The sequence below is a fragment of the Thiomicrorhabdus sp. 6S3-12 genome (genome assembly GCF_017571475.1).
Lineage (GTDB): Bacteria > Pseudomonadota > Gammaproteobacteria > Thiomicrospirales > Thiomicrospiraceae > Thiomicrorhabdus.
Window position 1 is genome coordinate 138,077 of sequence record NZ_JAGETW010000004.1, and the last position, 24,124, is coordinate 162,200.

Here is a 24,124-nt window from a genome sequence, read left to right on the forward strand (position 1 = left end):
GCGTTTCAAGACAGCATCCTCACTTTATCGTTTCAGAACAGCGCTGATAATACCATTTTGCACGCGTTCTGCGTGCCTGATCTATCAATTCGATTTTGCGCGGCGTCACCCGCCAGCGCATTGCCCCCGAACAGGCCGTATTATATAACTGTGCCGTCGGGTTAAAACGTTGCAAACGCTCAACAAGCGCATCATTAGGAAAATCAAAACGGTTCCGGTAGCCAGCTGAAAAGATCACCACCTGTGGATCGAGTCTTTTTAACCAACGCTCGGAAGAAGAATGCCGGCTACCGTGGTGTCCGGCAATCAGAATTTCCGTCGCCCCCAGACCTGTGCCGAGTCGTTGCAGAAGTTTATGCTCGCCTCTAGCACTTAAATCACCGGGGATGAGCAGTGTTTTAGCATTCTCCCCTGCTCCGCTTGTCACCCGCAAAACACAGGACAGATCGTTATCACTGATTGTCTGATCGGCGAGGTCTGAACTCTGCGGCGATAAGAACTCAAATTGTACCTGATCCCATTGCCAGCTCATGCCGCGCAAACAGTGCTGCGAATCCAGCTCGTCCGGAAGCGCAAGCTTATCTAGCTGACTGCTCAACACCTGCTTGATCGGCAAGCGGTCGATCAAATACTGCAGACCACCGGCATGATCGCTATCCGAGTGGCTGACGACCAGTTTATCAATCACTGGTGCAGACTGTCCTCGCCACCACGGAAGCAAAGCAAACTGCGCGGCTGCGACTCGCCCCCATTGCGGTCCGGCATCATACACCAGCAGATGGTTGCGAGTTTTAATCGCCACAGACATGCCCTGACCGACATCAAATACAGTCAATTCAAAGGAACCGGATTGCCATGAATCTTTTTTCGGCTGCAGACAGAGCCAAAGAACGCACACAAGCAACAGCAACCAGAATCCATTTTTGAATGCGCCTGATCCTCTTACCGTTTGCTCACGATAAACTTCTGACAAACTATCTGCAGAGCGTAATGAGGCATTCAGGCTCTGACGATATTTTGCTATAAAAATGAACAGTCGCCAAACGGAAAACAGCAACAGGTAGACGGCACACAGCCATAACAGCGATTTGCTGCCGGTAAACCATTGCAGATTCAGAGCTTCCTGCCATTGCTGAATAGCCTGCAGATAGCGCCACAGGCTGTGCCAAATCCAGTCATTCAGTGTCAGAAATGGGGTTGCGACAGAAACTGAAACCAGACTGAGAATACTGCTGAAAAACAGTAGCGGCAGCCCTGCCAGTGTAACCACCGGTACGGCCACTAAATTAGCAATAAAGGCGAGTAACGGCAGCTGGTGAAATTGCCACACCAGCAGCGGAGCCAAACCGATTGTCAGCACCGCCTGAATAATTACCAGCTGTTGCCATCGCGGACGCGTTTTAATTTTTGGGAGTGACCAAAAGATCAGCGCCACAGCGCTAAAGGAGAGCCAGAACCCGGGACTCAGTACTGAACGCGAATCGTACAAAACCACAGTACCGGCCGCTATCGCCAGCGCACTCCAAGTTTGAAAACGTCTTTGCAGAAAAAGAAACAGCAGTACGCTGGTCACCATTAACCAGGCACGCTGCGTCGGGATGGACAGACCTGACAGCAACAGATAGAAACTGGCAAATATAGCAGCGCCAACGCCCATCCAGACCGGTAAATAAATGAATTCCAACCGGTAAACACCAAGCAACCACAAGCCCTTAAACAGAAGTGCGCCGAGGATCGCCATAATTCCCATATGCAATCCGGAAATGGCCATCAGATGGATGGTTCCGGTTTCCTGCAGAAGTCGCCAGTCATCATCGCTCATCAAACCTTTCTCGCCAAAAAGCAAGGCTTGGTAAATACGCCAATATTCATGACTACCAAGACGTTCGCTGAAACGATCCAGTAACCGCTGACGCCAAGAACGCCAATCGAGAAAAGACGCTTCGGCCACCTGTATGGCAAACGACTTCTTGCCGACACCCACTTCAGTGTCGGCGGGATATGGCCAATTCAGCTGTACCCAGTTTGCCAACTTCGATCTTTTCTCGACACTGTATTCAGGAAGGTAACCTTTAGCAGCAATCCCCTGCTGAAACAGATGAGTTTCGTAATCGCCGGCCAGAAAATTTTGCGATGCATGAATCGATTTTAATTTAACGGCAAGCACCCAGGTTTCTCCGACTTGCGGTAGAGCATGCTTTGAAAACCATTCGCTGCTTGCCGATCCGGGACGCAAATAAAGCGCCGTTTCCACCCGCGGCTGCATAAAAGTAAACGTTTGGTAGGACGCTTCAGCATTTTCTTCGGCATCGGAAAGCAAGGCGCCAACCGGCTGTAACGCTTTTAATCGCAGAGCGAGTTTAATACGTTTTAAACCCGCCGCAGTTTCGGAATTACCGGCTACTTCTTGAGGAATTTCCAGGTTGAGTATTTCGGCTTCAACCAAAAAATGTTTACCTGAGGCATTTTCCGGCAAGTTTAAGGAAAAAAAACTCTGCCAAAATGCCCAGCTGAAACCTATAATAAGTCCCGCGCATAGATTCAACGCTGCCCCGGATTTTTTAATAAGACCCGCTTCCGGTTTCGTCTTTGACCTACGAACTTGATAGTAAACAGTAAAAACGATAATCAGCAGACTTATAATCGCCGCACAGATTGCGATAAAAATACTCGGACGCTCTGCCAATGCGTAAAATAGGGTAACGGCCGAAATAAAACCGATAACAAAATAGTAAACCATGCCTAAAAAGCTTATTAAACGCTATATCCCCAGCCCGGAAAAAGTTAAAAAACTCAAAGGTTTAGGCTGGCTCGGAACCTGGTTGCACAATCCCAATATTTGGCATTTGCACAGACACTCCGTTGCCAAGGCGTTTTTTATCGGACTCTTCTGGATGGCAATCCCCGTGCCGTCGCAAATGATCATCGCCGCACTGTTTGCAATCACCTTCCGAGCCAACCTTGCCTTGAGCATCGCTTTGGTGTGGATTTCCAACCCTCTTACTATGGGACCGATTTTTTACTTCAATTACGAAATCGGCTCGCTACTCCTCGGCCAGGAAGCGACGGCAAAGCTGCATTTCGAGTTAAGCTGGCACTGGCTCACTGAAGTCTTAGGTGAATTGTGGCAACCTCTGTATCTCGGCAGTACCGTCGTCGGGCTCGTACTCGGCGTTACCGGCTACTTCAGTATTCACTTCCTGTGGCGCCGTCACGTCCTTAAACTCTGGCAAAGCCGCTGTAGAAATGCTCTGCACAAACGAAAAGCCGACAAATAAACAAATAAACGCGCCGTTTAAAATTCAATTAAAACACAATACCATTGCAAAATCACACCTACTCCAAATTAAATATCCATCAGAAATAAAAAAAGCCCCGAACGAGTGATTTATTCCGTTCGGAGCTTTAAGCGGCTGAATTTACCGTCTCAATTTAATCTGAAGACGGTTTAGTCGTTGTCTTCCTTGGCATTCATCTCTTCAAGCGCTTCGGTCACCAGCTTGTTGGCCTCTTCGGCACTCGTACCGCTCAGCAGTGCCAGAGCGTCGTCAATATGCGTCATGGTATAGATCGAAAAATTCCCTTCGGCCACTGCTTGACGAACCTGCTGATTCAACATCAGATGGTTGGCGTTGGCTTTAGGAATAATCACGCCCTGCTTGCCGGTCAGTCCACGAGTCGAACAGATTTTGTAAAAACCTTCGATTTTTTCGTTAACGCCGCCGATCGGTTGAATCTCGCCGAACTGGTTAATCGACCCGGTAATGGCGATATCCTGACGCATAGGCAGTTCGGCGATCGAAGAGAGCAGAGCCAGCAATTCAGCCGACGAAGCGGAATCGCCTTCGATACCGTTATAGGATTGCTCCATCACGATTGATCCGCTAAAACCCATGGCCTTGCGTTTCAAAAAACGTCCGCGCATATAACCCGAAAGAATCAGCATTCCCTTCGAGTGGATCGGACCGGCCATATCCACTTCACGTTCTATATCAACGACTCCTTCATCCCCTGCCGAAGCCTGCGCAGTGATGCGCACCGGTTGACCGAATGACTGGCGTCCAACCGTCAAGACCGTCAAGCCGTTAACCATTCCGATATGGGTTCCGGTTGTCGAGATCAAAACCTGTTGATCGGTAATGGCGCGGTGGTAATACTCTTCCATCAACCCGGTATGGAAATCGCGCTGCTCAATGGTTTTTTCGATAATGTCGCGATTGACTACGGACTGATCCAAGGCGCGGGCATAAGCGTTCGCTTCGGCCAACACGTCGCGCAGTATCGCTTTGTTGGTATAGAGACGGTTTTCGTCTTCAGCCATACGCGATGCGTATTCGATCAATCTTTCGTAAGCACTGACATCAACCTCAAGATCGTTCCATTCGCTGACTTCGGAAGCGAGCTGACGCGCCATAGCCAGTTCATGCTCCTGCGTCCGGTTCAGTTCCGCTTCGAACTCAACCTGAACCTTGAACAGTCGGCTGAACTGAGCGTCCAGTTCCTGAAGTGCGTAAAAATGCGCCGCTTGACCGACCAGAACCAACGTCAGGTTCAATGGGAAATCCGGTAGATGGTATGGCACCACCGCACTCGAGGACGGAATTTCGAAAGAAATTCGCTTGCTCATCAACGCGGCTTTAAGATGCGACCAGATCTCCGGCTCTTTCAGTACCGACTGAATGTTCAGCAGCAGATAACCGCCGTTAGCCTGCTGCAACAACCCCGCCTGATGGCTCATTGCCAAAGTCACGGTATCGGTTGCCGAAGCCTGCGCCGAATTAATCGCGTAACCGAACAGTTTCGGAATCGTCGCATTCTGCTCGTAAATGACCGGGGCGTGTTGTAAATCGCGATGGTCAACCAGCAGATTAACCTCGAAAATCGACAGCGATTGCTGCTCGGCCAAAAGCTCGTCCATACTGGCATTGCTGTTACTGGAAGTCACTCGATCCCCGCTCTGATCCCAGAAAAGGTGCAGTTTACTGATGACCGCGTTTTGCAGATCTTCCAGATAAGCACAGATCTCTTCGCTTTTTCCGAACTCCATTTTCAGCGTCTGAACCATCGGTTCCATATGTTCTTTGGCAAAGTCTGTATTCAGCTGTTTGCCAGCATCCATAAATTCATGCTGCAAGAACGGGAAATGGGTCAAAGCACGGTTAAGCGCCTCTTCAACCTCTTCGAAAGCCTGCTCGAAATGAATCTGAATTGACTGATCCAGATTTTTCAGCTCTGCACTGCGGTACGGCTTGCCGTCGATAATAGCCGTCAGAATAAAGCTGTTCTCCGACTGCGTCACCTCAATGCTTTTGCTTTCGGCGATATCGAAGGCTTCCTGAAGGATCGCCTGTTGCTTATCCGCCAGATCATTTTCCAACTGCTGCGATTTCAGCTGATAGACATGCCCGTCGAACAGAATCGGCAGTTGCGTTTTGAGTTGGGCAATAAAACTCTCTACCGCCTGCTTGAAAGCGTATCCATGCCCCGCCTGAAAATACAGATACTGCGTTTTATTCGCTTCGGAGAAATCGGATACCAGGACAACATCCTGCGGCATCTCCTTTTTACGAGCCATCTTTTTCAGCATCGCTTTGGTCATGCCGATACGTCCGACGCCCGGCTCGCCCATAATAAAAATGTGGTTCTGATTGCGTTTCAGGTGCAGACCGAAATTTAACGACTGATAGGCGCGCGGATGAAAATGCTGCATAAAGGCCAGCAGATCCTTATCTCGTGAAGAGTTTTCTTTGACTATGAAGCTGTTCGGTTCGAGGTGGGTGTAGCGATAAAGCTGCGATACTGAAAGTTTTTCCATAAAGTTTCTTTACTTAGAAAAGCGCCGTAAGGTGAGAAGCGCTGAATATTGATCTATTTATCGGGCATAACTTAACTATGACAACTATAACAAAAAACCCGCCACAAAGGCGGGTTCATGCGAAGTTCGACCCGAGTAACCGGATCGCCGGATAAGAGCGACACTCTTAACGGTTGAAATCTTCTTTCGGCGGATTGGCGTGAATTTTGTGGAAAGTCAAATCCGCACCCAGATACTGCTCTTCTTCGTTCATACGGATCGGAGCAAACATATTGACCAAGGCATACACCAGATAACCACCGATAAATGCGATGCCGACTCCGGCCAGAATACCGACCAGCTGGGACATCAAAGACACTCCGCCCAGACCGCCAAAGGCAGCTGAACCGAAAATACCGGCCGCTATCGCGCCCCAGATTCCGCAAAGACCGTGTAGAGGCCAAACACCAAGCACATCGTCGATTTTCAGATTCTTCTGCGTCCATGTAAACGCCTTAACGAACAAAGCGCCGGCAACCAGACCGATCACCAGAGCGCCCAAAGGACTGACAACGTCCGAACCGGCACAAATCGCCACCAATCCAGCAAGCGGTCCGTTATGTACGAAGCCCGGGTCCTTATCGGAGATAAAGGTCGCGGCCAGAATTCCGCCGACCATCGCCATAAGAGAGTTCATCGCCACCAGTCCCTGAATGCCTTCAACCGCTTGCGCCGACATGACATTGAAACCGAACCAGCCGACGGCCAGAATCCACGACCCCAATGCCAGGAAAGGAATACTTGACGGCGGATAAACATGACGGATCGAACCGTCTTTGGCATACCGGTTGTTGCGCGAACCGATCACCAGCATCGCAGCCAAGGCAATCCAGCCCCCGACACCGTGAACGACAATAGAACCGGCAAAGTCATGGAAGCCGGCACCGAAACGCTCTTCCAACCACGCCTGTAAACCGAAATTACCGTTCCAGCTAATTCCTTCAAACAGCGGATAAATAAAAGCGACCGTCAGAAAACTCGCCGCCAGAATCGGATAAAAGCGGGCACGCTCGGCAATCCCACCGGAAACAATCGCCGGAATTGCCGCGGCAAACGTCATCAGAAAGAAAAACTTCACCAATTCATAACCGGATTTTTCGGTCATTGCCTGGGTCAGTTGACCGTCAAGGTTGAAACCAAGAAATACGCCGTAGGCGATACCATAACCGACAAAGAAATAAGCGACGGTCGAAACCCCGAGATCGCTCATGATTTTTACCAGGGCGTTAACCTGATTTTTGTGTTGCACCGTTCCGACTTCCAAAAAAGCGAAACCCGCATGCATGAATAAAACTAAAATAGCACCCAGTAAGATAAAGAGCACATCCAGACTGGTGGTAAGTTGTTCCATAGAAACCTCTGGCTAAAACTTGATGTAATCCAATTTAAATACGAGCGTTTTTTATTTGCCGTCGGAAACGGGTCCAATGCATCCTTGCTTATTGCTTACTGTCAAAAGTCGCTAAAAGTCGATCCAAAATACTCGCCAAACAATCATGCGAGCATTCAATGGATAAGCAGTGGCGTCTGCCCGACCTTTACAATAAAATTTTCTTTGGATTTTTCGCAACGGCTAACGCTTTGTCAAGCCGACAATTTTACCAGAAGCCCACATGCTGAAACACAAAACCACACCTTTGCAGCCTATTGAGCATCCTCTGTTCAACGAACATAAAATTCGTGTTCTGGTCAAAAGAGAAGAACTGAATCATGAGCAAATTCAAGGAAATAAGCTATATAAACTGGAATTAAACTTAAAACAGTTCCGTAACAGTGATAAAAAATTTCTATTAACTTTTGGCGGCGCCTACTCGAATCATATTGCAGCCACAGCGACTGCCGCGTATCAGTTCCGTATTCCGACAATCGGCGTTATTCGCGGAGATGAGTTAGCCGATAATCAAGCCAAATGGAGCCACACCCTCATCGAGGCGCAAAGAAACGGCATGCATCTGCTCTTTATCCGTCGTACGGACTACCGGCTTAAAACCGGCGCTAACTTTTTGACACTACTGCAACAGAACTACGCTAAGCAACTGGCGGATTTTGTCGATCCTCAATTGGATCCGCAAAATGCCTATATCCTCCCTGAAGGCGGTTCCAATCAACTGGCCGTTCAGGGATTTCACAGTCTGGCTGAAGAACTGGATCAACAGTGCCCGCAATGGACGCATTTATACTGTGCAGTCGGCACCGGTGCCACTCTGGCTGGACTCAGCGCCTATTCGCGATACGATCCGCGGCGAATACTCAATGGCGTTGCCGCGATTAATGACAGTGATTACCTAATGCCGCAGATTGCTCAGTGGATCACCGCAGCCAACCCGCAGCACAACAATCGCTGGCAGTTGCGACAAAATTTTCATGCCGGCGGCTATGCCAAAAGCGATCCGGAACTGGATCAATTCATCCATGAAATCTGGCCGCAATTCCGGATTCCAATCGAGCCTGTGTATACGGCAAAAGCATTTCACTGTTTCTGGAAAGACCTTATAAATCATGAAATTAGAAAAGACTCTACAGTAATACTATTACATACAGGGGGTTTACAAGGAGTGGGTTACAAGGACAGCCGATAGAGTCATATTTCAGGACATTTCCCTAAACGCTCAGACGCAAAAGTACCAAGCCAGTAAATAGCAGAAGCAGTTCGCACAACTCGATCGCCATTCCCAGCAAATCACCATTAAGCCCGCCGATTAACCGCCGCGCAAAATACGCGATCATCGGCACCGCGAGTATCAGCGCAGACCATAAAAACAACCCGCCCGGCAGCACCCACAACAGCACGAGCGAAATCGCAATGCCATAGATGCCGATCGCCCACCAGGAAACCTTGGCAAACATCGCCTGATGCATACCGGTTCGAGTCGCACTGGGAGTCGTTTTCACCAGAATCAGGGGGGCAATTCGTGCCATGACCATGCTCGCGGCCAAAAGTAATATCGGCATCCAGAAGAACGGATTCTGAGCCTGCCAATAGAGATCAATCAACTGTTGTAACAGTATCCATTTGCCTAGCAGTACAGCTATTAAGGCAACCGCCGCGGCAGTACCAATACGACTGTCGTGCATAATCCGTAACGCCTTGTCCGGATCTCTTAGACTCCCCATGGCCGCATCGGCACTGTCGGCGACTCCATCGAGGTGCAAAGCGCCGCTGAGTACAATCCAGGCAATAAGAATCGCGAATGCAACCTCTGCGGAGGAAAAGAAATGCTCACGACCGCTCAGATCCGCCAGCCACATATCCGTCAAGGCAATCGACAAGACTGCTGCGCTCAATAATCCGGCAAACAGCAGTCCGACTAGAGGCAGATAATTAAGAACCCCTGCCTGACGTTGCTCACTGTAACAAGCGATATTAAAGGGGATTCTGCTGAAAAACTGTAAACTCAGGCAAAGTTCACGAAAAAGATGGCGCATAAATAAGTTCGACTCGTTGAAATATCAATTCCGAAGGCGGTTCAATAAACGTTGCAATATGCAATCAAGTGATAACCGCCTGCTCATTCTGACTTATTTCGACCAGATGCGTAAAGCACTCCTTACCAACACGTGTCACTTCAAAGGTCAGACGTGTCGCATAACCGAGTTTAAGATTGAACAAGGCGTCATTCTGCATCTGCAATATCCGCTTCAATACAATCCGCTGCACTCCTGAATGGCTGAAGATCAACAGATGCTCGCAGTCGGATTGACACAGCCGATTCCATTCTTGTACGACACGCGCTTCGAAAAGAGGTAAATTTTCGCCATACGGAATAATGTCGTCGGCAAATGGATCAGCGAAATAGGCCTCTAACTGCTTCGGATAGTGCGCGCGAATCTCATCGAGACTCAAACCGTCCCAGCTTCCGAAATCCCTTTCCGCCAATGCCTGACGAATTGAAACATGCGCAAAATGCTGTTCCGCAAAATCCCGGCAACGGCTCGCCGGAGAAGAGATCACCTGACACGGCTGCGGCAGGCCGTTCAACGCCTGCCGCATCTGTCTTTCCCCCTCCGTACTGAGTTTAGAATCGCTACGCCCGCGCAGAAAAACGTCATCTTCGCAGGCGCCATGACGGATCAAATCAATCCGCACTGCTGACTCCGGCTTGCTCGAAGGTCGCCATGCGATTATGCAGAGCACACGCCTGACGCAACAGAGGGATTACCAGAGCCGCGCCCGAAGCCTCCCCCAGGCGCATTTCAAATTGCAACAAGGGCTCAACGCCAAGCGCCTCCAAAATCACTTCGTGCGCAGGCTCCGCGGACAGATGGGAAAAAAAGCACCACTCCACCAAACGTGGGCAGGAACCGCAGGTACAGAATAAGGTTTCCGGCATCGAATATTTGCCCAGCTCAAGCATTTCCGCGCTTGACTGACAGTGCAGCAGCTGTTCGTTGCGGCTGACAAAATCGCCGACCCAGGCGGCAACAGAAGCGATCACGCCATCGACGACCACGCTCAGGCCCAATTGTGCACAACGAATATAGGCGCCGGTCATAGCAGCGATCTCAAATCCGCCAAGATACTGCAAAACCCGCAAAGGGGAAGTCAGATGCTCGCGATGCAATTCGATCGCCTGCTCGATGATCTGTACCTTCTGTTTTTTCTGGCTAAAACTGATTCCGGTGCCTTCGCCAACGACATCGGCAACTGCTTTACCGCTGAGCACGGCAGTCATTGCGGCTGCACTGCTGGTATTACCGATTCCCATCTCGCCGGCAATAAAAAGGTCTGCATCGGCATTCTTGGCTCGTTCGGCCGCGTCGGCACCGACGCTTAAGGCCGCAAACAGTTCTTGCTCGCTCATGGCCGGCGATTTACAAAAATTCTGTGTCCCGGCAGCGACTCGCGCGGAAATCAAGTGCGCCAGAGGCGCCGGATCTTGTTTGACTCCGACGTCCACGATCTCGAATTCGGCCTGCGAGAACTCGGCCAATACACTGATTGCAGCGCCGCCACGGCTAAAATTTTTGACCATCTCCAGGGTAACGGCTTGAGGGTAGGCCGAGACCCCTTCCTCGACAATACCGTGATCGGCGGCGAATACCGAAATCCACGGCTTCAACACCTCCGGATGCGTACACCTCTGATGGCTCGCCAGACGAACCGCGATCTCTTCAAGGCGCCCCAAGGAACCTTCCGGCTTAGTCAATTGCTGCTGATGCAGAAAAGCCGCTTCAATAAAGGACTCATCCAGTTCCTGATTGGCACAGAAAAAACGTTGTAAGTTTGCTTGCATAGTTGAATTCTCTTGTACTTTTATTGACTATCTTTTAAGCACATCGGCAAACCAGCGGTAACGAAGGTTACCTTATGCGCTCGCTTGGCCACTTGCTGATGCAGACGCCCCAGTTCATCGACAAATTCGCGACTGAGTCGGCCCAGAGGGACTACGCCCAGCCCGACCTCATTGCTGACAATAAAAATCGGCAGACGACTGGCTTCAAGTTGCTGTAAAAAGCGTTGGCTCTGTTCTTCTCGGCAATCGGCATCAATCAGATTCAGCATCCACAAGGTCAAACAGTCGATTAAGACCGCCGTCTTGCGCTGACTCGCCTGAGCCCCACGTTCAATGTCCTGTAACGCCTGCGCCAGTAAAATCGGTTCTTCATGGGTCAGCCAGTTCTGCGGTCTGCGATTTCGATGATGCTCGATCCGCTGCAACATCTCTTGATCAACAGACTCATCAGGTGTCTGCTGTTCTCCCGCATCCCGATAAGCACTTCTTGCCGTTGCCAGGTAGACCACTTCGGCCGTCCCGTTTTCCGTCTCGTTTTCGTTTTGCCAGCACCGGGATTGTTCTTCGGCGTAGGCGCTTTTTCCGGAACGGGCGCCCCCTAAAATCAGATGAATCATGCTAAGCCAATCTCACCTTAAATAAACGCTTAAAGCCGCTTATTCTAAATCAATAACAAGCAAATCTTTTGCTATCGGACAGTTTTTTTAAAGCGCATTTGTTTTAGACTCAAACACGAACCGTTCAAACACTGTCAGGCAAATAATAAGCCTCGCTTCAAAACAAGAATAAAAATAAGTTATCAGCAAATAAACAATTTTAATCTAAAATAAATCGTATTTATTTTGCACACAAAATTCGAAGAAAAGGATTACTTTATGTCAGCAGACAACCGTAAATTAACCGTTCTGGGAAGCGGTTTTGCCGCTTTAACCGCCATCAAGCAACTGCGGAAACTGAACCCGAATGCAGAGATTACCGTCATCTCTCCATCGAAAGAATTCATCTATTTACCGAGTTTGATCTGGATTCCATCCGGGATGCGCAGCGGCGACGATCTGCGTATAGATCTGACAAATTTCTTCAGCAAGAACAATATCCAACACGTTAAAGCGTCGGTGACTAACGTCACCAACGGCGGACGCACCGTGGAAACCGATGCCGGCGAATTTGACAATGATGGTCTGCTTATCGCATCAGGCGGTCGCTTCATTAAGAAGCTGCCCGGCATCGAGCACGCCATCACCCCATGCGAAGGTATTCCGGCAGCCGAGAAAATCCGCGACCGTTTGAATGCCATGGACGGCGGCACTATCGCGATCGGTTTCGGCGGCAACCCGAACGAACCTTCGGCAATGCGCGGCGGCCCGATGTTCGAATTCCTGTTCGGTATCGACAATCTGCTGCGTCAGCAGGGACGTCGCGACAAATTCAAGTTGATTTTCTTCAACCCGGCGGCTCAACCCGGTAAACGTCTGGGCGATAAGGTTCCGGCAAACATCACCAAAATGATGGCTAAAAAAGGCATCGAAACCAAACTGGGCCATAAGATGAAGGGCTTTGAAGCGAATCTGGTCAAAACCGAAGGCGAAGAATTCGCTGCCGACCTGATCCTGTTTATGCCGGGCATGACCGGACCGGCCTGGTTGCCGAACAGCGAACTGCCGAAATCCGCCGGCGGAATGATTACCGCAAATCAGTTTGCCCAGGTAGAGGGTTATCAAGCAACTTATGTTGCCGGTGACGCTGGTAGTTTCCCGGGACCGGACTGGCAGGCTAAGCAGGCACATGCCGCCGATCTGCAAGCCACGGCAGCGGCACAAAACCTGACTAAAGAACTTAACGGCCAGACGGATTACCAAGCGTTCAAACACGAACTGATCTGTATTGTCGACACCCTGAAACACGGTATTTTGATCAAACGCACTGAAAAAGGCACAACCCTGCTACCACCTTGCCGTCTGTTCCACTGGGCCAAACGGATTTTCGAAGGACTCTATCTGCGTCAATACCGCTAATCCCTGCAATGTGCTCATGACCCGGTTCGGCACTCGCCACCGGGTCTTTACTGCCCCGCCTCGAATCTAACATCCCTGTTAAACTTTAAATCATCAATTCAAACCATCCATTTAAATCATTAAATCGATTTGCTGAACCGAACCGGCTTTGCCCGAATCTTCAAACAGGAAGACGCCGCTGGATCGAACCTGTGCCTGCAATTGATTGTTTTCGTCCTTATGACTGAATTCAGATTCTACCGAAGCGAGTGAAATCGCACCGATATTCAATGCCATTAAACCGTCGAGCCACATGAAGCCGGAACTGTCCTGGTGATAAATCTGCAGATCGGCAAAAACCGCATCATTTTCATCGATCCACCCGTTACCATCCTGATCGTAAGCTGCCAGATCGACAAAGCCATTGCCGCTTTCGGTGCCGAACAACTCATACCCCTCGGTAATTTGGCCGTCGTTATTTTTGTCCAGTGCCAGATAACCGCTACCGGCCTGCAAGATGGCAACCTGATCGGAGTCGCCGTCATTGTTCAAATCGAGCTCCACTTTATCGAGGCTCAGCTGCGCCGGCTGACCGCCAAAATTAACCACCAGCGGATCCTGTGGCACGGCGCCCTGCTGAATGGCGACATAAGCGTTACTGGAATAAGCTCTTGATTGCTGAGTGCTCAGATCAAACGACAACTCACGACCATCTGCCGTCTTCACCGTTCCTTCGGCGTGAAAGCGCAGTGTTTCCGTTTCCTGAAGGCTGTGCGAAACATTTACACGCAAACCGTCTCCTGTCAGACTCCGCTCAGTCTGCGGCCAATCTGTACGCATGCCTTTTCGCTGATCCTGCAAATCGGAAACTGTGGAGGAATCACTGTTATCATGCGGATGGTAGCCATAAACCTTCAGATGATAGGTTTTTCCGGTCAAACGCTCCATCATCGACTCAATCGCTTCAATCATTTCAATCAACTGCGGTGGCAACCATGTTTCAGACTCGCCGGGTGTCGCCCCGCTGCGTAGCATTGGCGCTTTATTAAAAGCCGCCTGCAGGCCTCTCTGTGCCTCCGCTTGTCCGCTATTATCAATGCTTTCTTTATAAGCTCGGTTTGCCGGAAGATTCATAAGATTGCGGGCTTTTTCGCGGCTTTCGTCCATGCCAGAATTCAAGGACAGAGAACTGGAGCGGATCTCGGTTTGCGTCAGTGTTTGAGTGTCGACTCTCTGGCTTTGCAACTGGCCGTTGCGGTAGGTTTGCAGCTCTTGCAAGATCTGCTCTTGTCGCTCAAACCGCTGTTGGGCGGACAAGCTTAATTGCTGGTGGGTAATAATCATCGTAAACAGTCTCCTGATATTCTTGCTGTGGTTTCCCCTCGTGACTGTTTGCTGTATTTTTATAAATATCTATCTGATAATGTATCGGTAGCCATTGAAAAAACTTGAATTCCATTCGCCGAGATGCCTATGCCGCAATCCCTTCTTTCTCTAAACCGCCTAAAAACAGTACTGCTCTTTCTGCTGCTGATAACACTATTGAACGGTTGCAGCAAACCCCATCAAGCGTTATCGGAAAACGCGGTTATTCTGGCTTTTGGTGACAGCCTGACCGAAGGTTACGGCGTTCCCGAATCCGCATCCTATCCGACGGTCCTGCAAACTTTAAGCGGCCATGAAGTCGTTAATGCCGGCGTATCCGGAGAGACCACGGATCAGGGTTTATTGCGCTTACAGCAACTGCTTGCCGAACGTCAGTTCGATCTGGTCATACTGTTTGAAGGTGGGAATGATATTCTGCAAAAGCGTTCTTATGCGCAGATCGAAGCCAATCTGCGCAAAATGATCGAACTGCTACAGGCAAAGAAAATACAGATTCTTTTGATCGGAGTACCGGAAAAGCGTCTGTTTTCGGACAGCGCGCCGTTTTATGAAAAGCTCGCCGAGCATTATGACATTCCGTTGGAAGACGAAATTGTCGGCGATCTGGTCATGCGTCCGTCGATGAAATCGGACTATGTGCACTTGAATCGCCAGGGATACCAAGCCTTGGCCGAAGCGGTTTACCGGAAGTTAAAGGCAACCGGCGCCCTAGCCGACTGACTCCTCGTCGGCAAACGGCTGATAACGAATTTCGTTAAGCCACCAGAGTTTTTTTCCCTCCGGCGTCTGGACCACAACCTCATCATCAACCTGCTTACCGATCAGCGCGTGCGCCATCGGCGATTTAATGCTGATAAAATTTTTCGCCGGATTAAACTCGTCGGTTCCGACAATACGGTAGCGGCGAATCTCGCCATCGTCATTTTCCAGTTCGACCCAGGCACCGAAAAAGACCTTGCCCTCCTGCTGCGGGGAGTAAGGCACAACCTGAACGACTTCGAGACGTTTGCGCAGAAACCTTAAGCGTCGGTCGATTTCACGCAATTTGCGCTTGCCTTCCTTGTATTCGGCGTTTTCCGAACGGTCGCCGTGCGCCGCGGCCTCGGTTACGGCCTGCGTGGTTTTGCGACGCTCGATGCGCCACAGATAATCCAATTCTTTTTCCAGAGCCTGTCGGCCTTCGGGAGTAATCAGGTTATTTCGGTTAGTCATACAAAATCATTAATACTCAATAATCGGAAACCAGTTGGATGCTTCCGCCTGACGATACAGTTCTTTAAACTCGTCATGCATCTCTTTATCCCACTTCTGATCTTTTGCGGCCTGACAGCCGCCTTTTTTCGCCAGCACGATATTGAAATGCCGCGAGAACTGACGCTTATAGTCACGGAAATCCTCGGCAATAAAGGTTTCTATATAGTTATTGGCGCTGACGCCGTATTTGGTAATAAACAGGCGATTAACCTGATTGAAATTCTTATCGATACTCATGCCGCGACAACGTTCGGCAAAGGCGTCGTTAAGCAATGCCGATTTAACCAGATTGCTGTGAATCTCCTGCTGAGGATTCGGCACTTCTGGCTCCTGCGCTTGAGCAGGCAGCAAAAACAGACCCATTATAAAAACCAATGTTGTCGCGACCGTACGGGAAATGACTCTCATGCATTTTGCCTTATTGTTAATGACTTCCGAGGATTCAATCTCGATTATGCCGATTTTGCCAATAGGCAGCAAACAAAGAACCGGAAATATTATGCCAGACACTGAACAAAGCGCCCGGCAAGGCGCTGGCAGCGCCAAAATATTTAATCGCCAGCGCGACACTCAATCCGGAATTCTGCATAGCAACTTCGATGGCAACCGTACGCGATACACGTGAATCGTAGCCAAGCCCGCGACTCAATAAATAGCCCATAACCAGTCCTCCCAGATTATGCAAAACTACCGCTGCGACCAGCAGCGCACTGAGCGAAACGAAATTACTCTGATTCAAGGCCACAACGATACCGATAATCAAAGCGATCGCCAGTACCGCAACCTGCGGCAGCAGACTTTCAAGCCGTTGCAGTCTTGCAGCCGCAAGATGTCGAACCAGCATTCCGGCGAAAACCGGCAGCAAGACGATCTTTAGCAACATCCACAGCATCGAGGCTGCCGGAACTTGGATGGTGTTCTGAAGATATACCCAGGTCAGCCACGGCATCAAAATGACCGCAAGCAAGGTGGAAAACAGCGTCATGGACACTGACAAGGCGAGATCACCTCGCGCCAAATAGGCCATTACATTCGATGCGGTTCCGCCGGCGGTCGTGCCGACCAGAACCAGCCCGATCAGCCATTCGGGAGGCAGATTCAAAAACTTGGCCAGCAAAAATGCCAGCAGCGGCATCAGACTGAATTGCAGCATAACGCCCCAAAACGCAATCTTGCGGTAGCCCCAGGCTCGTTGAAAATCCGCGAGCGACAATGTCAGGCCCATGCTGAACATAACCAGCATCAGCAGAGGAACAATCCAGGATTTCAAAGCGGCCAGCGATTCCGGCCAAATCCAGCCCGCCAGCGCGCCTAATAGTGCCCAGAGCGGAAAAAAAATTAAAGTCTTCTGCATGTGCTTTTATCCGAGGCAGAATCAGGCCGGCAACACCAGCACGGACAAAGCGCCGATCAGCGCCCCGAATACACCTCCCCAGACAACCAGCCAGCCCAAGTGTTCGTCGATCAACTGCTGCACCATCTGCTTAACCATCTGCGGCGTCAACTCTTCAAGACGACTGTCCACAATCTGCTCGATCTTATTCTGAATCTGGGCAATCATTTCCGGCTGATCAATCTGCGCCTGCAATGCATTTTTAACTTCATCCCGTGAAGCGATTTCAATCAAGGATGTCTGAAGATTTATCATAAAAGGCTCTCTTAAGGGTTCCAGTTTTTCGGCCCCGCCAAACATCGCCAGCATCGAACCGAAAGAAGAGTTCATAATCACTTCAACCAGTCGGTCATATGCCGGAGACAAGTCGACATTCTGAATGACCGGTGCCAGTTCAATTTTATTTTCCCCGGAAGAGTCCTGCAAAAAGCGATCGATATTTTCTTGAGTAAAAAACTGCTCCATCATCAGATTCTTAATCGCGCTTTTAAATTCGCTGAAACGGGCCGGAATCACTCCGGAACCGATCAACCCCGGCACTCTTTCAAACAGCATATAGATCGCCAGCCAATTGGTAACGGCGCCCGATAGCGCAAACAAGCCGATCATCAACAATAAAAGCTGTCCACTCCACCAACCGGCAACAACCAATAGCAGCGCAACAAAATTGGTAACGAATTTTTTATCCAGACGGAATCCCATTTTCTATCCTCTCTGTAAAATCATGCCTTTTTAAAATGGCGCTATTTTAAAACAGTTAAGTCTTAGATATGTTGAAATAACTTTTTATTCAATTCACTGCGGTTTTCAAGGCTTTGCCGCTTACGGTTAAAGTACTTTGCTAAAATGAAAAGAAAAGCAAAACCGTCATAGATAAAGATTTACGGCGCAAACTTACCATCTGGATCAACCGATGCGACCTCGATATTTCTAACCTGAAAAAAACGGCCAAGATTTCCGTTGAGAACAATAGCATGAAAATAAAACCTTTAGACGCGGTAAGACGACTCAAAATTTTCATTAAACAGACAAGCATCTTTTTCCTGCTGTTTTTCGGCTCGGCAACAGCCGTCTTTGTCAGCTGGTATCTGGGTCAGAGCATTCAAGAATTTACCCAGCACAAAGAGCAGGGTAATAAACTTCTGCAGATTCATGAACACCAACTCTCAACCGAATACGAGTCGGTAATCGCTGACTTGACCATTCTCTCGGCACTTCCCGCGATTGATTTCAGCCAACAGCCCGGTAACGGTCAGATAAGCGAACTCAAGGAAATTTACAGCACCTTTGCCAAAGCTCGTGATCGCTATAACCAGATCCGTTATCTGGATAACGAAGGCAATGAACGTATTCGTATTAATTTCGAAAAAGATCGGGTTTATGTCGTGCCTGAAGAGGAACTGCAACATAAAAGCCATCGCTACTATATACAGGACATTCTCAAACTCAAACAAGACGAGATTTATGTCTCGCCGTTTGATCTGAATATAGAGAACCGGGAAATCGAGAAACCCTACAGACCGATGATTCGTCTTGGAAAACGCTTATATCAGGATGGCAAACCGGTCGGCATGCTGATTATCAACTACGAAGGTAAGTTCCTGTTTCACGCCATAGGTGAAGAACACAATATTATGACCGTTCCGTCACAACTGATGATGCTTAATCAAGATGGTTACTGGCTCAAGGATAACAACCCTGAACGCGAATGGGGCTTTATGTTCGAAGACAAGAAAAACATGACCTTCGCTCAACAGCATCCGGACGTTTGGGACTATATGCAACAGCACCCAAGCGGTCAGTACAAAAACCGTGACGGGCTCTACAGTTTTATGAAAGTCAACCCGCTCCACCCCATTACCGGTATTCACAGCAATTTTATTGAACAGAAATCGTTCATCACCAAAAAAGGACATGAAAATGCGACCTGGATACTGGTCAGCTTCCTGCCAACTGTAGAGTTCAACCGGCATACGATTGAAACGATCAAACAGAACCTGATCTATATCGTTCTTACCTTGTTGGCCACTTTTATCGCCGCTTTACTGGTTTCCCGATATCAGGTGGAAAGACATACGCTGTTGCTGCGAAATGAATACCTGGCCAATCACGATGCCTTGACCGGACTGTTTAACCGCTCGCAATTGGATTACACCGTTCCAAAAAAACTTATGGAATCCCGCAAATCGGGTGATCTCTGTACCTTATATTATCTCGATCTGGACGGTTTCAAACCGGTTAACGACAACTATGGACACGATATAGGCGATGAAGTGCTGAAAGTGGTTGCTAAGCGCCTGCTCTCCGCAACCCGCAGTCAAAATGACTTGGTTATCCGACTTGGCGGAGATGAACTGTTAATCGTCGCCAGCGGCTTGAACAGCGAAGAGGAACAGATTCAATTCGGCGACAAACTGCTTAAACTCTTCGAAAGCCCTATCGTAGTCAAGCAGCACCATTTAAATATCGGAGCAACGATTGGCGCTGCCACCTACCCTCAGGATTCCGAACAACTCGACCATCTGATCAGTATGGCCGACAGCGCACTCTATTACGCCAAACAGCATGATAAGGGTACCTTAAAACTCTTCTCACCTGATAAGCACACGTTTTAAAAACACCCCTAGCGCAGAGAACGAATCGGACATACCGGATCAGATTACAGTTCGTCTGCGGTAGACAACTCCCCAAAGCCATGCAGATCGAAGCACAAGCGCCCCTCTTCACAGAGTGAAAACTTCACCTTATCTTTAAGCAGCCCATCGTCTTCCATCCCCATACATCCGGAAAAGATATGCCAACGATAAGAAAAATGCATTTGGTACACCCCCTTCTGCACAGATTCGATCTTTTCAATCTGCATCCCTTCTTTGTAATAGGCCAAAGGATTGATATAGCTCAGATCTCTTATCAGTTTACGATCGATTAATTCGATATGTTGCTGAACAAAAGCCTGCAAATCGCGGCACAGTAATTCCTTGTCAGCAGTGGACGAGAGTGTTGCCATTTGAGGCAAAGGCTTGGGAAAAGTGTAATGCATAAATGTATGATGGGGTAAGAATAAGTATTAAAAAATAAGCGGTCGAAACCGCCTCTAAAAATAAAGTATGCTAGATGGCTGAATCAAAGCCCCAGGCTTTGTGCAACGACAAAGGCAACACAATAATGTTTTTCATCGCTGACGCTGATCTGCCAGTTGTCGGCCTGAATCTGCTGCGCTCTCTCCTGCGCGGCACCGCTTAAAATCAGATAAGGCTGGCCGCCGGCATGGTGTGCGATCGTCATCTGCTCAAAGGTTACCCCCTGAGCGATGCCGGTTCCCAAAGCCTTGGCAACCGCTTCTTTCAATGCCCAGCGTTTGGCCAGAAAGCTTTCCGGAAACTGCGAAGCAGAAAAGTCTTGCCACTCGTCGTCGGAAAGCAGACGGCGCGCAAAACGCTCACCCTGCTTCTGAAAGAGCTGTGCTATGCGCACATTTTCAACGATATCGGTACCGACGCCTACAATCATATGTAAACCAACCTACCAGCGAATTAGCCGAGATACGCCTGTTGACGCGCTTCCACCATAAGGCGTTTCATTTCGCGCACGGCATCCGGCAAACCACTGTAAACCGCCTGGGCAATAATCGCATGTCCGATGTTAAGTTCTTCAATCTCTTTAATCGCGGCGATCGCCTGTACATTGTGGTAATGCAAACCGTGTCCGGCATTGACAACCAAGCCCTGCTCTACGGCTAACGCGGTTGCTTTTCTAATACGCTCAAGCTCAGCGGCAACTTCCTGTGGTTTTTCCAACTCCGCATAGGTTCCGGTATGCAGTTCAATAACCGGTGCACCGACTTCTTTGGCCGCCAGAATCTGCTCCTCGTCCGGATCGATAAACAGTGAAACTCGGCATCCCGCTTGTGCCAGACGAGCACAGACTTCGGTTAACCATGCTTTTTGTCCGGCTACATCCAAACCGCCTTCAGTTGTCAGCTCTTCGCGTTTTTCCGGAACCAGACAGATATCTTCAGGTTGCATTGTGCACGCGATCTGCACCATCTCTTCGGTCGCAGCCATCTCTAGATTGACCTTGGTCTGACGCATTTGGGTAATTCGAGCTACATCTTCATCCTGGATATGACGACGGTCTTCGCGCAAATGCAGAGTAATACTGTCGGCACCAGCCATTTCCGCATCTAATGCCGCCTTGATCGGGTCAGGGTATCGGGTACCGCGCGCTTGGCGAAGAGTGGCAACATGGTCAATATTTAAACCAAGATAGATCGGATTCATGGCTGTATTCCTAAACAAATGTTAAAAGAGTGATTTTACCAATAGCCGCTTTCGGCGGTAAAGAGATCACATACGAATTCAAGATTTCTTAAGACTGCGCTTGAGAACGGATACGCAGAACTTCATTTCAACGGAGCCGTGGGGACGTGTCGTTCTTGTTACGTGCAATCTACGGTCATTTATTCGGTTGCGGCTGGTTACGCCCTAAAAGTAAACGCGCCTGTATCGGCCGGTCTCCGAGATAAGGTTGCAGACTCTGGCTCATCAGAACCCGCAGCGCTTTCAAGCAAGGCGCGCCAAGTTCAATAGCAGCAATATCTTCGGTTAACAGACTGCGCAATTGCAGCAGGCATTCACCCGGAATCTGCAAAAACGTTTGATTAGCATCGAAATCCATCAAGGCCTCGAAACCGTATTCCGGATAGAACAAATAGGTTCTGGATGCCTCTATCGGCTGATAATGGCAATCCTGCTCAAGATTAAAACCGTGCCCTAAACCGTTTAGCAATCGCAACTCGAACCAGCGCAAGGCCCATGCCTGTCTACGCTGCTGAACCGTGGGTTCTTCGAATTGCAGCTGCGCCAGATAGTACAACAGGTCACAGTAGTCTTGGAACAGATTATCGTAAGAAACATTCGGATACAGCAAACGATACAGCAGTTCGTTGCTGTAGAGGCCACATACGGCGGTTTCGCCGTGCAGAGGAAAACGCAGGTCACCGGATTCAATCGTATTCAGACTGACCAGATCCTGATGCGCTTTTTGCCGCCAGCTGAGTTGCAGCTGTTGGAAAGGCTGCAACAGTGCCGCCTTGAGATGGGCTTTTTTACTGCCGCGAACCGAACGGATAATGGCATTGAATTTACCCTGCTCTGCGCTGAAAAACGTTACCAGCGCACTGGTCTCCTTGTAGGGACGACTATGCAGAACGTAAGCGCTCTGTTCTACCAACACGGCGAAAAACCTGCGAAAAAGCCTTAAGAACTGTAGTTGTCGTTATAACCGAGACTTGCCAGAGCACGGGCGTCGTCGGACCAGTTCTCTTTCACCTTAACCCATAATTCAAGGTGAACACGAGCATCAAGCATATTAACCAGATCCTTACGCGCCTGAGTTCCGATGCGTTTAATGACATCGCCGCGTTTGCCGATAATAATCTGTTTCTGGCCTGCACGTTCAACCAGAATCAGACCGTTGATCAACCAACGCCCTTCCTGCTCGTCAAACTTGAACTGTTCAATTTCCACGGTAGCACCGTAAGGGACTTCGTCGCCCAGAGTACGCATCAGCTTTTCGCGAATAATCTCTGCCGCCAGGAAACGACTCGAACGGTCGGTCACATAATCCGCCGGAAAAATAGCGCCCTGTTTCGGCAGGTATTTTAGAACCTCTTCCTCGATCGCCGCCAGATTGACTTTTTTATATGCGGAAACCGGTACCAGAGCATCAAACTTCAGACCTTCCGAAATCTGCTGAATAAACGGAAACAATTCTTCCTTATTTTCAAACTTATCGACCTTGTTAACTACAACAATCACAGGCTGTTCGATATTCTGCAGTTTTTTAACCACCGCCTGATCTTCTTTTGTCCAGCGACCGGCCTCAACGACAAACAGGACGACATCGACATCGGCAAAAGCGCTCTGCGCCGTGCGGTTCATATAAACATTGATGCTTTTCTTGCCGCCCAAGTGCATACCCGGCGTATCAACATAGATGATCTGATGCTGGTCGGTCGTATGAATGCCGTGAATACGGTGACGGGTCGTTTGCGGTTTATGTGAGGTAATACTCAGCTTCTGGCCGAGCATTTCGTTCATGATTGTCGATTTACCGACATTCGGGCGGCCGATTACGGCAACAAAGCCTGCATGGTAATTTTCGTCGGTTTGCTGATCCGACTCGGCCTGAGCCAGAATCTTTTCCAGCGACAAGCTTTTTTTGTCTTCGGTTTCATCTTGACTCATGCGTTTTTCCTCGGGCATTTAATCGTGGCATATTATTTTGCTTACTCTTGCGCTTCCAGCGCCTGAATCGCACTATCGGCGGCTTTCTGTTCGGCCTTGCGACGGCTCGAAGCAGTCGCTTCGAATTTGGTTTTCAGTCTATCGACATAGCAGCTGACGGTAAATTCCTGTGCGTGAGCGGCGCCGTTTACGCTGATAATACTGTATTCCGGCAGAGATTCGTTCAACGACTGCAACATTTCCTGCAGGCGGGTTTTCGCATCCTTGCCGACTTTTTTCGGGTCCAGATCCTGCAAACGTTTCTCGTACAAGCGGTGAACCAGTTCGCGACACGGTTCCAGACCGCCGTCCTCATAGACCGAAGCGATAATCGCCTCAACCGAATCGGCAATAATCGAATCACGGCGGAAACCGCCGCTTTTAAGTTCGCCGGGACCTAACACCAGATAATCGCTCAGCTGATATTCGCGTCCGATCACCGCCAGCGTATCGCCCTTAACCAGATGGGCGCGCACTCGACTCATGTCGCCTTCTGGAAGTTTGCTGAACTGATGAAAAAGCGCATCGGCAATAATATAGTTGACCAGACTGTCGCCAAGAAATTCAAGGCGCTCATTGTTTTTCGCCCCCACACTACGGTGCGTCAAGGCGCGCTGCAACAAAGCCAGGTCCTGATATTCGTAACCCAACTTCTTCGCCAGCATATTGAGCTTTGCGACTCTTTCCTGATCTAGTTGTGGCTGTTTTTTGCCTGCCATAGC

The 24,124-nt window shown here is 49.4% G+C and carries 23 protein-coding genes; 5 read left to right on the top strand and 18 right to left on the bottom strand.

The features are described 5' to 3' along the window. Positions 1 to 19 precede the first annotated feature (19 nt). A complete protein-coding gene (locus J3999_RS06220; protein WP_208127047.1) occupies positions 20 to 2,446 on the bottom strand; it encodes a DNA internalization-related competence protein ComEC/Rec2 in 2,427 nt (808 codons plus the stop codon). 292 nt (positions 2,447 to 2,738) lie between these two features. Between J3999_RS06220 and J3999_RS06225 the strand changes: the two genes are divergently transcribed. Beyond that, positions 2,739 to 3,278 (top strand): DUF2062 domain-containing protein, encoded by a 540-nt coding sequence (locus J3999_RS06225; RefSeq protein WP_208127048.1) that lies wholly within the window; start codon positions 2,739 to 2,741, stop codon positions 3,276 to 3,278. Between the two features lie 170 nt (positions 3,279 to 3,448). Here J3999_RS06225 and J3999_RS06230 read toward each other — a convergent pair whose 3' ends face one another. Together J3999_RS06230 and J3999_RS06235 are read right to left on the bottom strand one after the other, a co-directional pair. After that, positions 3,449 to 5,815 (bottom strand): Lon protease family protein, encoded by a 2,367-nt coding sequence (locus tag J3999_RS06230; protein WP_208127049.1) that lies wholly within the window; start codon positions 5,813 to 5,815, stop codon positions 3,449 to 3,451. A gap of 166 nt (positions 5,816 to 5,981) precedes the next feature. Continuing rightward, entirely contained in the window at positions 5,982 to 7,205 is a 1,224-nt protein-coding gene (locus J3999_RS06235) for an ammonium transporter (protein ID WP_208127050.1), read from the bottom strand. A gap of 262 nt (positions 7,206 to 7,467) precedes the next feature. On the opposite strand from J3999_RS06235, the gene J3999_RS06240 reads away from it, so the two are divergent. Beyond that, entirely contained in the window at positions 7,468 to 8,433 is a 966-nt protein-coding gene (locus tag J3999_RS06240) for a 1-aminocyclopropane-1-carboxylate deaminase/D-cysteine desulfhydrase (protein ID WP_208127051.1), read from the top strand. Positions 8,434 to 8,455: 22 nt separating this feature from the next. On the opposite strand, the gene J3999_RS06245 is transcribed toward J3999_RS06240, so the two are convergent. The 4 genes from J3999_RS06245 to cobU form a co-directional block, all read right to left on the bottom strand. Then, positions 8,456 to 9,280, bottom strand: a complete 825-nt coding sequence (locus J3999_RS06245) for an adenosylcobinamide-GDP ribazoletransferase (protein ID WP_208127052.1) — start codon at positions 9,278 to 9,280, stop codon at positions 8,456 to 8,458. Positions 9,281 to 9,344: 64 nt separating this feature from the next. Further along, positions 9,345 to 9,941 (bottom strand): histidine phosphatase family protein, encoded by a 597-nt coding sequence (locus J3999_RS06250; RefSeq protein WP_208127053.1) that lies wholly within the window; start codon positions 9,939 to 9,941, stop codon positions 9,345 to 9,347. Beyond that, a complete protein-coding gene (locus J3999_RS11870) occupies positions 9,931 to 11,088 on the bottom strand; it encodes a nicotinate-nucleotide--dimethylbenzimidazole phosphoribosyltransferase (RefSeq protein ID WP_243755337.1) in 1,158 nt (385 codons plus the stop codon). The genes J3999_RS06250 and J3999_RS11870 overlap by 11 nt, the downstream gene beginning before the upstream one ends. Positions 11,089 to 11,108: 20 nt before the next feature. Next, on the bottom strand, positions 11,109 to 11,705 hold the full coding sequence (gene cobU, locus J3999_RS06260) for a bifunctional adenosylcobinamide kinase/adenosylcobinamide-phosphate guanylyltransferase (protein WP_208127054.1): 597 nt from the start codon (positions 11,703 to 11,705) through the stop codon (positions 11,109 to 11,111). A 258-nt stretch (positions 11,706 to 11,963) separates the two neighbouring features. Between cobU and J3999_RS06265 the strand changes: the two genes are divergently transcribed. After that, the gene (locus J3999_RS06265) at positions 11,964 to 13,103 is read left to right on the top strand and encodes an NAD(P)/FAD-dependent oxidoreductase (protein ID WP_208127055.1); all 1,140 of its coding nucleotides are present in this window, start codon (positions 11,964 to 11,966) and stop codon (positions 13,101 to 13,103) included. Between the two features lie 111 nt (positions 13,104 to 13,214). On the opposite strand, the gene J3999_RS06270 is transcribed toward J3999_RS06265, so the two are convergent. After that, a complete protein-coding gene (locus J3999_RS06270) occupies positions 13,215 to 14,426 on the bottom strand; it encodes a VCBS repeat-containing protein (protein ID WP_208127056.1) in 1,212 nt (403 codons plus the stop codon). A gap of 129 nt (positions 14,427 to 14,555) precedes the next feature. Here J3999_RS06270 and J3999_RS06275 point away from each other — a divergent pair, with 129 nt between their 5' ends. Continuing rightward, positions 14,556 to 15,188 carry a GDSL-type esterase/lipase family protein gene (locus J3999_RS06275; RefSeq protein ID WP_208127057.1) on the top strand — a complete coding sequence of 211 codons (633 nt, stop codon included), beginning with the start codon at positions 14,556 to 14,558 and terminating at the stop codon, positions 15,186 to 15,188. Here J3999_RS06275 and greB read toward each other — a convergent pair. The 4 genes from greB to J3999_RS06295 are packed head-to-tail and all read right to left on the bottom strand — an operon-like array spanning position 15,177 to position 17,817. After that, a complete protein-coding gene (gene greB, locus J3999_RS06280) occupies positions 15,177 to 15,680 on the bottom strand; it encodes a transcription elongation factor GreB (protein WP_208127058.1) in 504 nt (167 codons plus the stop codon). The two genes, J3999_RS06275 and greB, sit on opposite strands and share 12 nt — an antisense overlap. Before the next feature lie 9 nt (positions 15,681 to 15,689). Next, positions 15,690 to 16,130 (bottom strand): hypothetical protein, encoded by a 441-nt coding sequence (locus tag J3999_RS06285; protein ID WP_208127059.1) that lies wholly within the window; start codon positions 16,128 to 16,130, stop codon positions 15,690 to 15,692. A 34-nt stretch (positions 16,131 to 16,164) separates the two neighbouring features. Beyond that, positions 16,165 to 17,076 carry a bile acid:sodium symporter family protein gene (locus J3999_RS06290; RefSeq protein WP_208127060.1) on the bottom strand — a complete coding sequence of 304 codons (912 nt, stop codon included), beginning with the start codon at positions 17,074 to 17,076 and terminating at the stop codon, positions 16,165 to 16,167. 21 nt (positions 17,077 to 17,097) lie between these two features. Next, positions 17,098 to 17,817 (bottom strand): DUF445 domain-containing protein, encoded by a 720-nt coding sequence (locus J3999_RS06295; protein ID WP_208127061.1) that lies wholly within the window; start codon positions 17,815 to 17,817, stop codon positions 17,098 to 17,100. Positions 17,818 to 18,089: 272 nt separating this feature from the next. On the opposite strand from J3999_RS06295, the gene J3999_RS06300 reads away from it, so the two are divergent. Next, positions 18,090 to 19,730 carry a GGDEF domain-containing protein gene (locus J3999_RS06300; protein WP_208127062.1) on the top strand — a complete coding sequence of 547 codons (1,641 nt, stop codon included), beginning with the start codon at positions 18,090 to 18,092 and terminating at the stop codon, positions 19,728 to 19,730. Positions 19,731 to 19,774: 44 nt separating this feature from the next. Here the strand turns inward: J3999_RS06300 and J3999_RS06305 are convergent, their stop codons facing one another. The 6 genes from J3999_RS06305 to rnc all read right to left on the bottom strand — a co-directional run bounded on the left by J3999_RS06305 (position 19,775) and on the right by rnc (position 24,121). Continuing rightward, positions 19,775 to 20,122: a hypothetical protein gene (locus J3999_RS06305; RefSeq protein ID WP_208127063.1), complete on the bottom strand. Its 348-nt coding sequence runs from the start codon at positions 20,120 to 20,122 to the stop codon at positions 19,775 to 19,777. 116 nt (positions 20,123 to 20,238) lie between these two features. Next, positions 20,239 to 20,625: a holo-ACP synthase gene (gene acpS, locus J3999_RS06310; RefSeq protein WP_208127064.1), complete on the bottom strand. Its 387-nt coding sequence runs from the start codon at positions 20,623 to 20,625 to the stop codon at positions 20,239 to 20,241. 23 nt (positions 20,626 to 20,648) lie between these two features. After that, the gene (gene pdxJ, locus J3999_RS06315; RefSeq protein ID WP_208127065.1) at positions 20,649 to 21,395 is read right to left on the bottom strand and encodes a pyridoxine 5'-phosphate synthase; all 747 of its coding nucleotides are present in this window, start codon (positions 21,393 to 21,395) and stop codon (positions 20,649 to 20,651) included. Between the two features lie 175 nt (positions 21,396 to 21,570). Beyond that, on the bottom strand, positions 21,571 to 22,350 hold the full coding sequence (gene recO / locus J3999_RS06320) for a DNA repair protein RecO (protein WP_208127066.1): 780 nt from the start codon (positions 22,348 to 22,350) through the stop codon (positions 21,571 to 21,573). A gap of 23 nt (positions 22,351 to 22,373) precedes the next feature. Continuing rightward, on the bottom strand, positions 22,374 to 23,363 hold the full coding sequence (era, locus tag J3999_RS06325; protein WP_208127067.1) for a GTPase Era: 990 nt from the start codon (positions 23,361 to 23,363) through the stop codon (positions 22,374 to 22,376). Between the two features lie 41 nt (positions 23,364 to 23,404). Further along, positions 23,405 to 24,121 carry a ribonuclease III gene (gene rnc, locus J3999_RS06330; RefSeq protein WP_208127068.1) on the bottom strand — a complete coding sequence of 239 codons (717 nt, stop codon included), beginning with the start codon at positions 24,119 to 24,121 and terminating at the stop codon, positions 23,405 to 23,407. Positions 24,122 to 24,124 lie beyond the last annotated feature (3 nt).

Excerpts from the sequence above, each read along its gene's own strand:
- J3999_RS06225 (WP_208127048.1), top strand. The coding sequence starts at position 2,739 with ATGCCTAAAAAGCTTATTAAACGCTATATCCCCAGCCCGGAAAAAGTT.
- J3999_RS06230 (WP_208127049.1), bottom strand. The coding sequence starts at position 5,815 with ATGGAAAAACTTTCAGTATCGCAGCTTTATCGCTACACCCACCTCGAA.
- J3999_RS06235 (WP_208127050.1), bottom strand. The coding sequence starts at position 7,205 with ATGGAACAACTTACCACCAGTCTGGATGTGCTCTTTATCTTACTGGGT.
- J3999_RS06240 (WP_208127051.1), top strand. The coding sequence starts at position 7,468 with ATGCTGAAACACAAAACCACACCTTTGCAGCCTATTGAGCATCCTCTG.
- J3999_RS06245 (WP_208127052.1), bottom strand. The coding sequence starts at position 9,280 with ATGCGCCATCTTTTTCGTGAACTTTGCCTGAGTTTACAGTTTTTCAGC.
- J3999_RS11870 (WP_243755337.1), bottom strand. The coding sequence starts at position 11,088 with ATGCAAGCAAACTTACAACGTTTTTTCTGTGCCAATCAGGAACTGGAT.
- cobU (WP_208127054.1), bottom strand. The coding sequence starts at position 11,705 with ATGATTCATCTGATTTTAGGGGGCGCCCGTTCCGGAAAAAGCGCCTAC.
- J3999_RS06265 (WP_208127055.1), top strand. The coding sequence starts at position 11,964 with ATGTCAGCAGACAACCGTAAATTAACCGTTCTGGGAAGCGGTTTTGCC.
- J3999_RS06270 (WP_208127056.1), bottom strand. The coding sequence starts at position 14,426 with ATGATTATTACCCACCAGCAATTAAGCTTGTCCGCCCAACAGCGGTTT.
- J3999_RS06275 (WP_208127057.1), top strand. The coding sequence starts at position 14,556 with ATGCCGCAATCCCTTCTTTCTCTAAACCGCCTAAAAACAGTACTGCTC.
- greB (WP_208127058.1), bottom strand. The coding sequence starts at position 15,680 with ATGACTAACCGAAATAACCTGATTACTCCCGAAGGCCGACAGGCTCTG.
- J3999_RS06285 (WP_208127059.1), bottom strand. The coding sequence starts at position 16,130 with ATGAGAGTCATTTCCCGTACGGTCGCGACAACATTGGTTTTTATAATG.
- J3999_RS06290 (WP_208127060.1), bottom strand. The coding sequence starts at position 17,076 with ATGCAGAAGACTTTAATTTTTTTTCCGCTCTGGGCACTATTAGGCGCG.
- J3999_RS06295 (WP_208127061.1), bottom strand. The coding sequence starts at position 17,817 with ATGGGATTCCGTCTGGATAAAAAATTCGTTACCAATTTTGTTGCGCTG.
- J3999_RS06300 (WP_208127062.1), top strand. The coding sequence starts at position 18,090 with ATGAAAATAAAACCTTTAGACGCGGTAAGACGACTCAAAATTTTCATT.
- J3999_RS06305 (WP_208127063.1), bottom strand. The coding sequence starts at position 20,122 with ATGGCAACACTCTCGTCCACTGCTGACAAGGAATTACTGTGCCGCGAT.
- acpS (WP_208127064.1), bottom strand. The coding sequence starts at position 20,625 with ATGATTGTAGGCGTCGGTACCGATATCGTTGAAAATGTGCGCATAGCA.
- pdxJ (WP_208127065.1), bottom strand. The coding sequence starts at position 21,395 with ATGAATCCGATCTATCTTGGTTTAAATATTGACCATGTTGCCACTCTT.
- era (WP_208127067.1), bottom strand. The coding sequence starts at position 23,363 with ATGAGTCAAGATGAAACCGAAGACAAAAAAAGCTTGTCGCTGGAAAAG.
- rnc (WP_208127068.1), bottom strand. The coding sequence starts at position 24,121 with ATGGCAGGCAAAAAACAGCCACAACTAGATCAGGAAAGAGTCGCAAAG.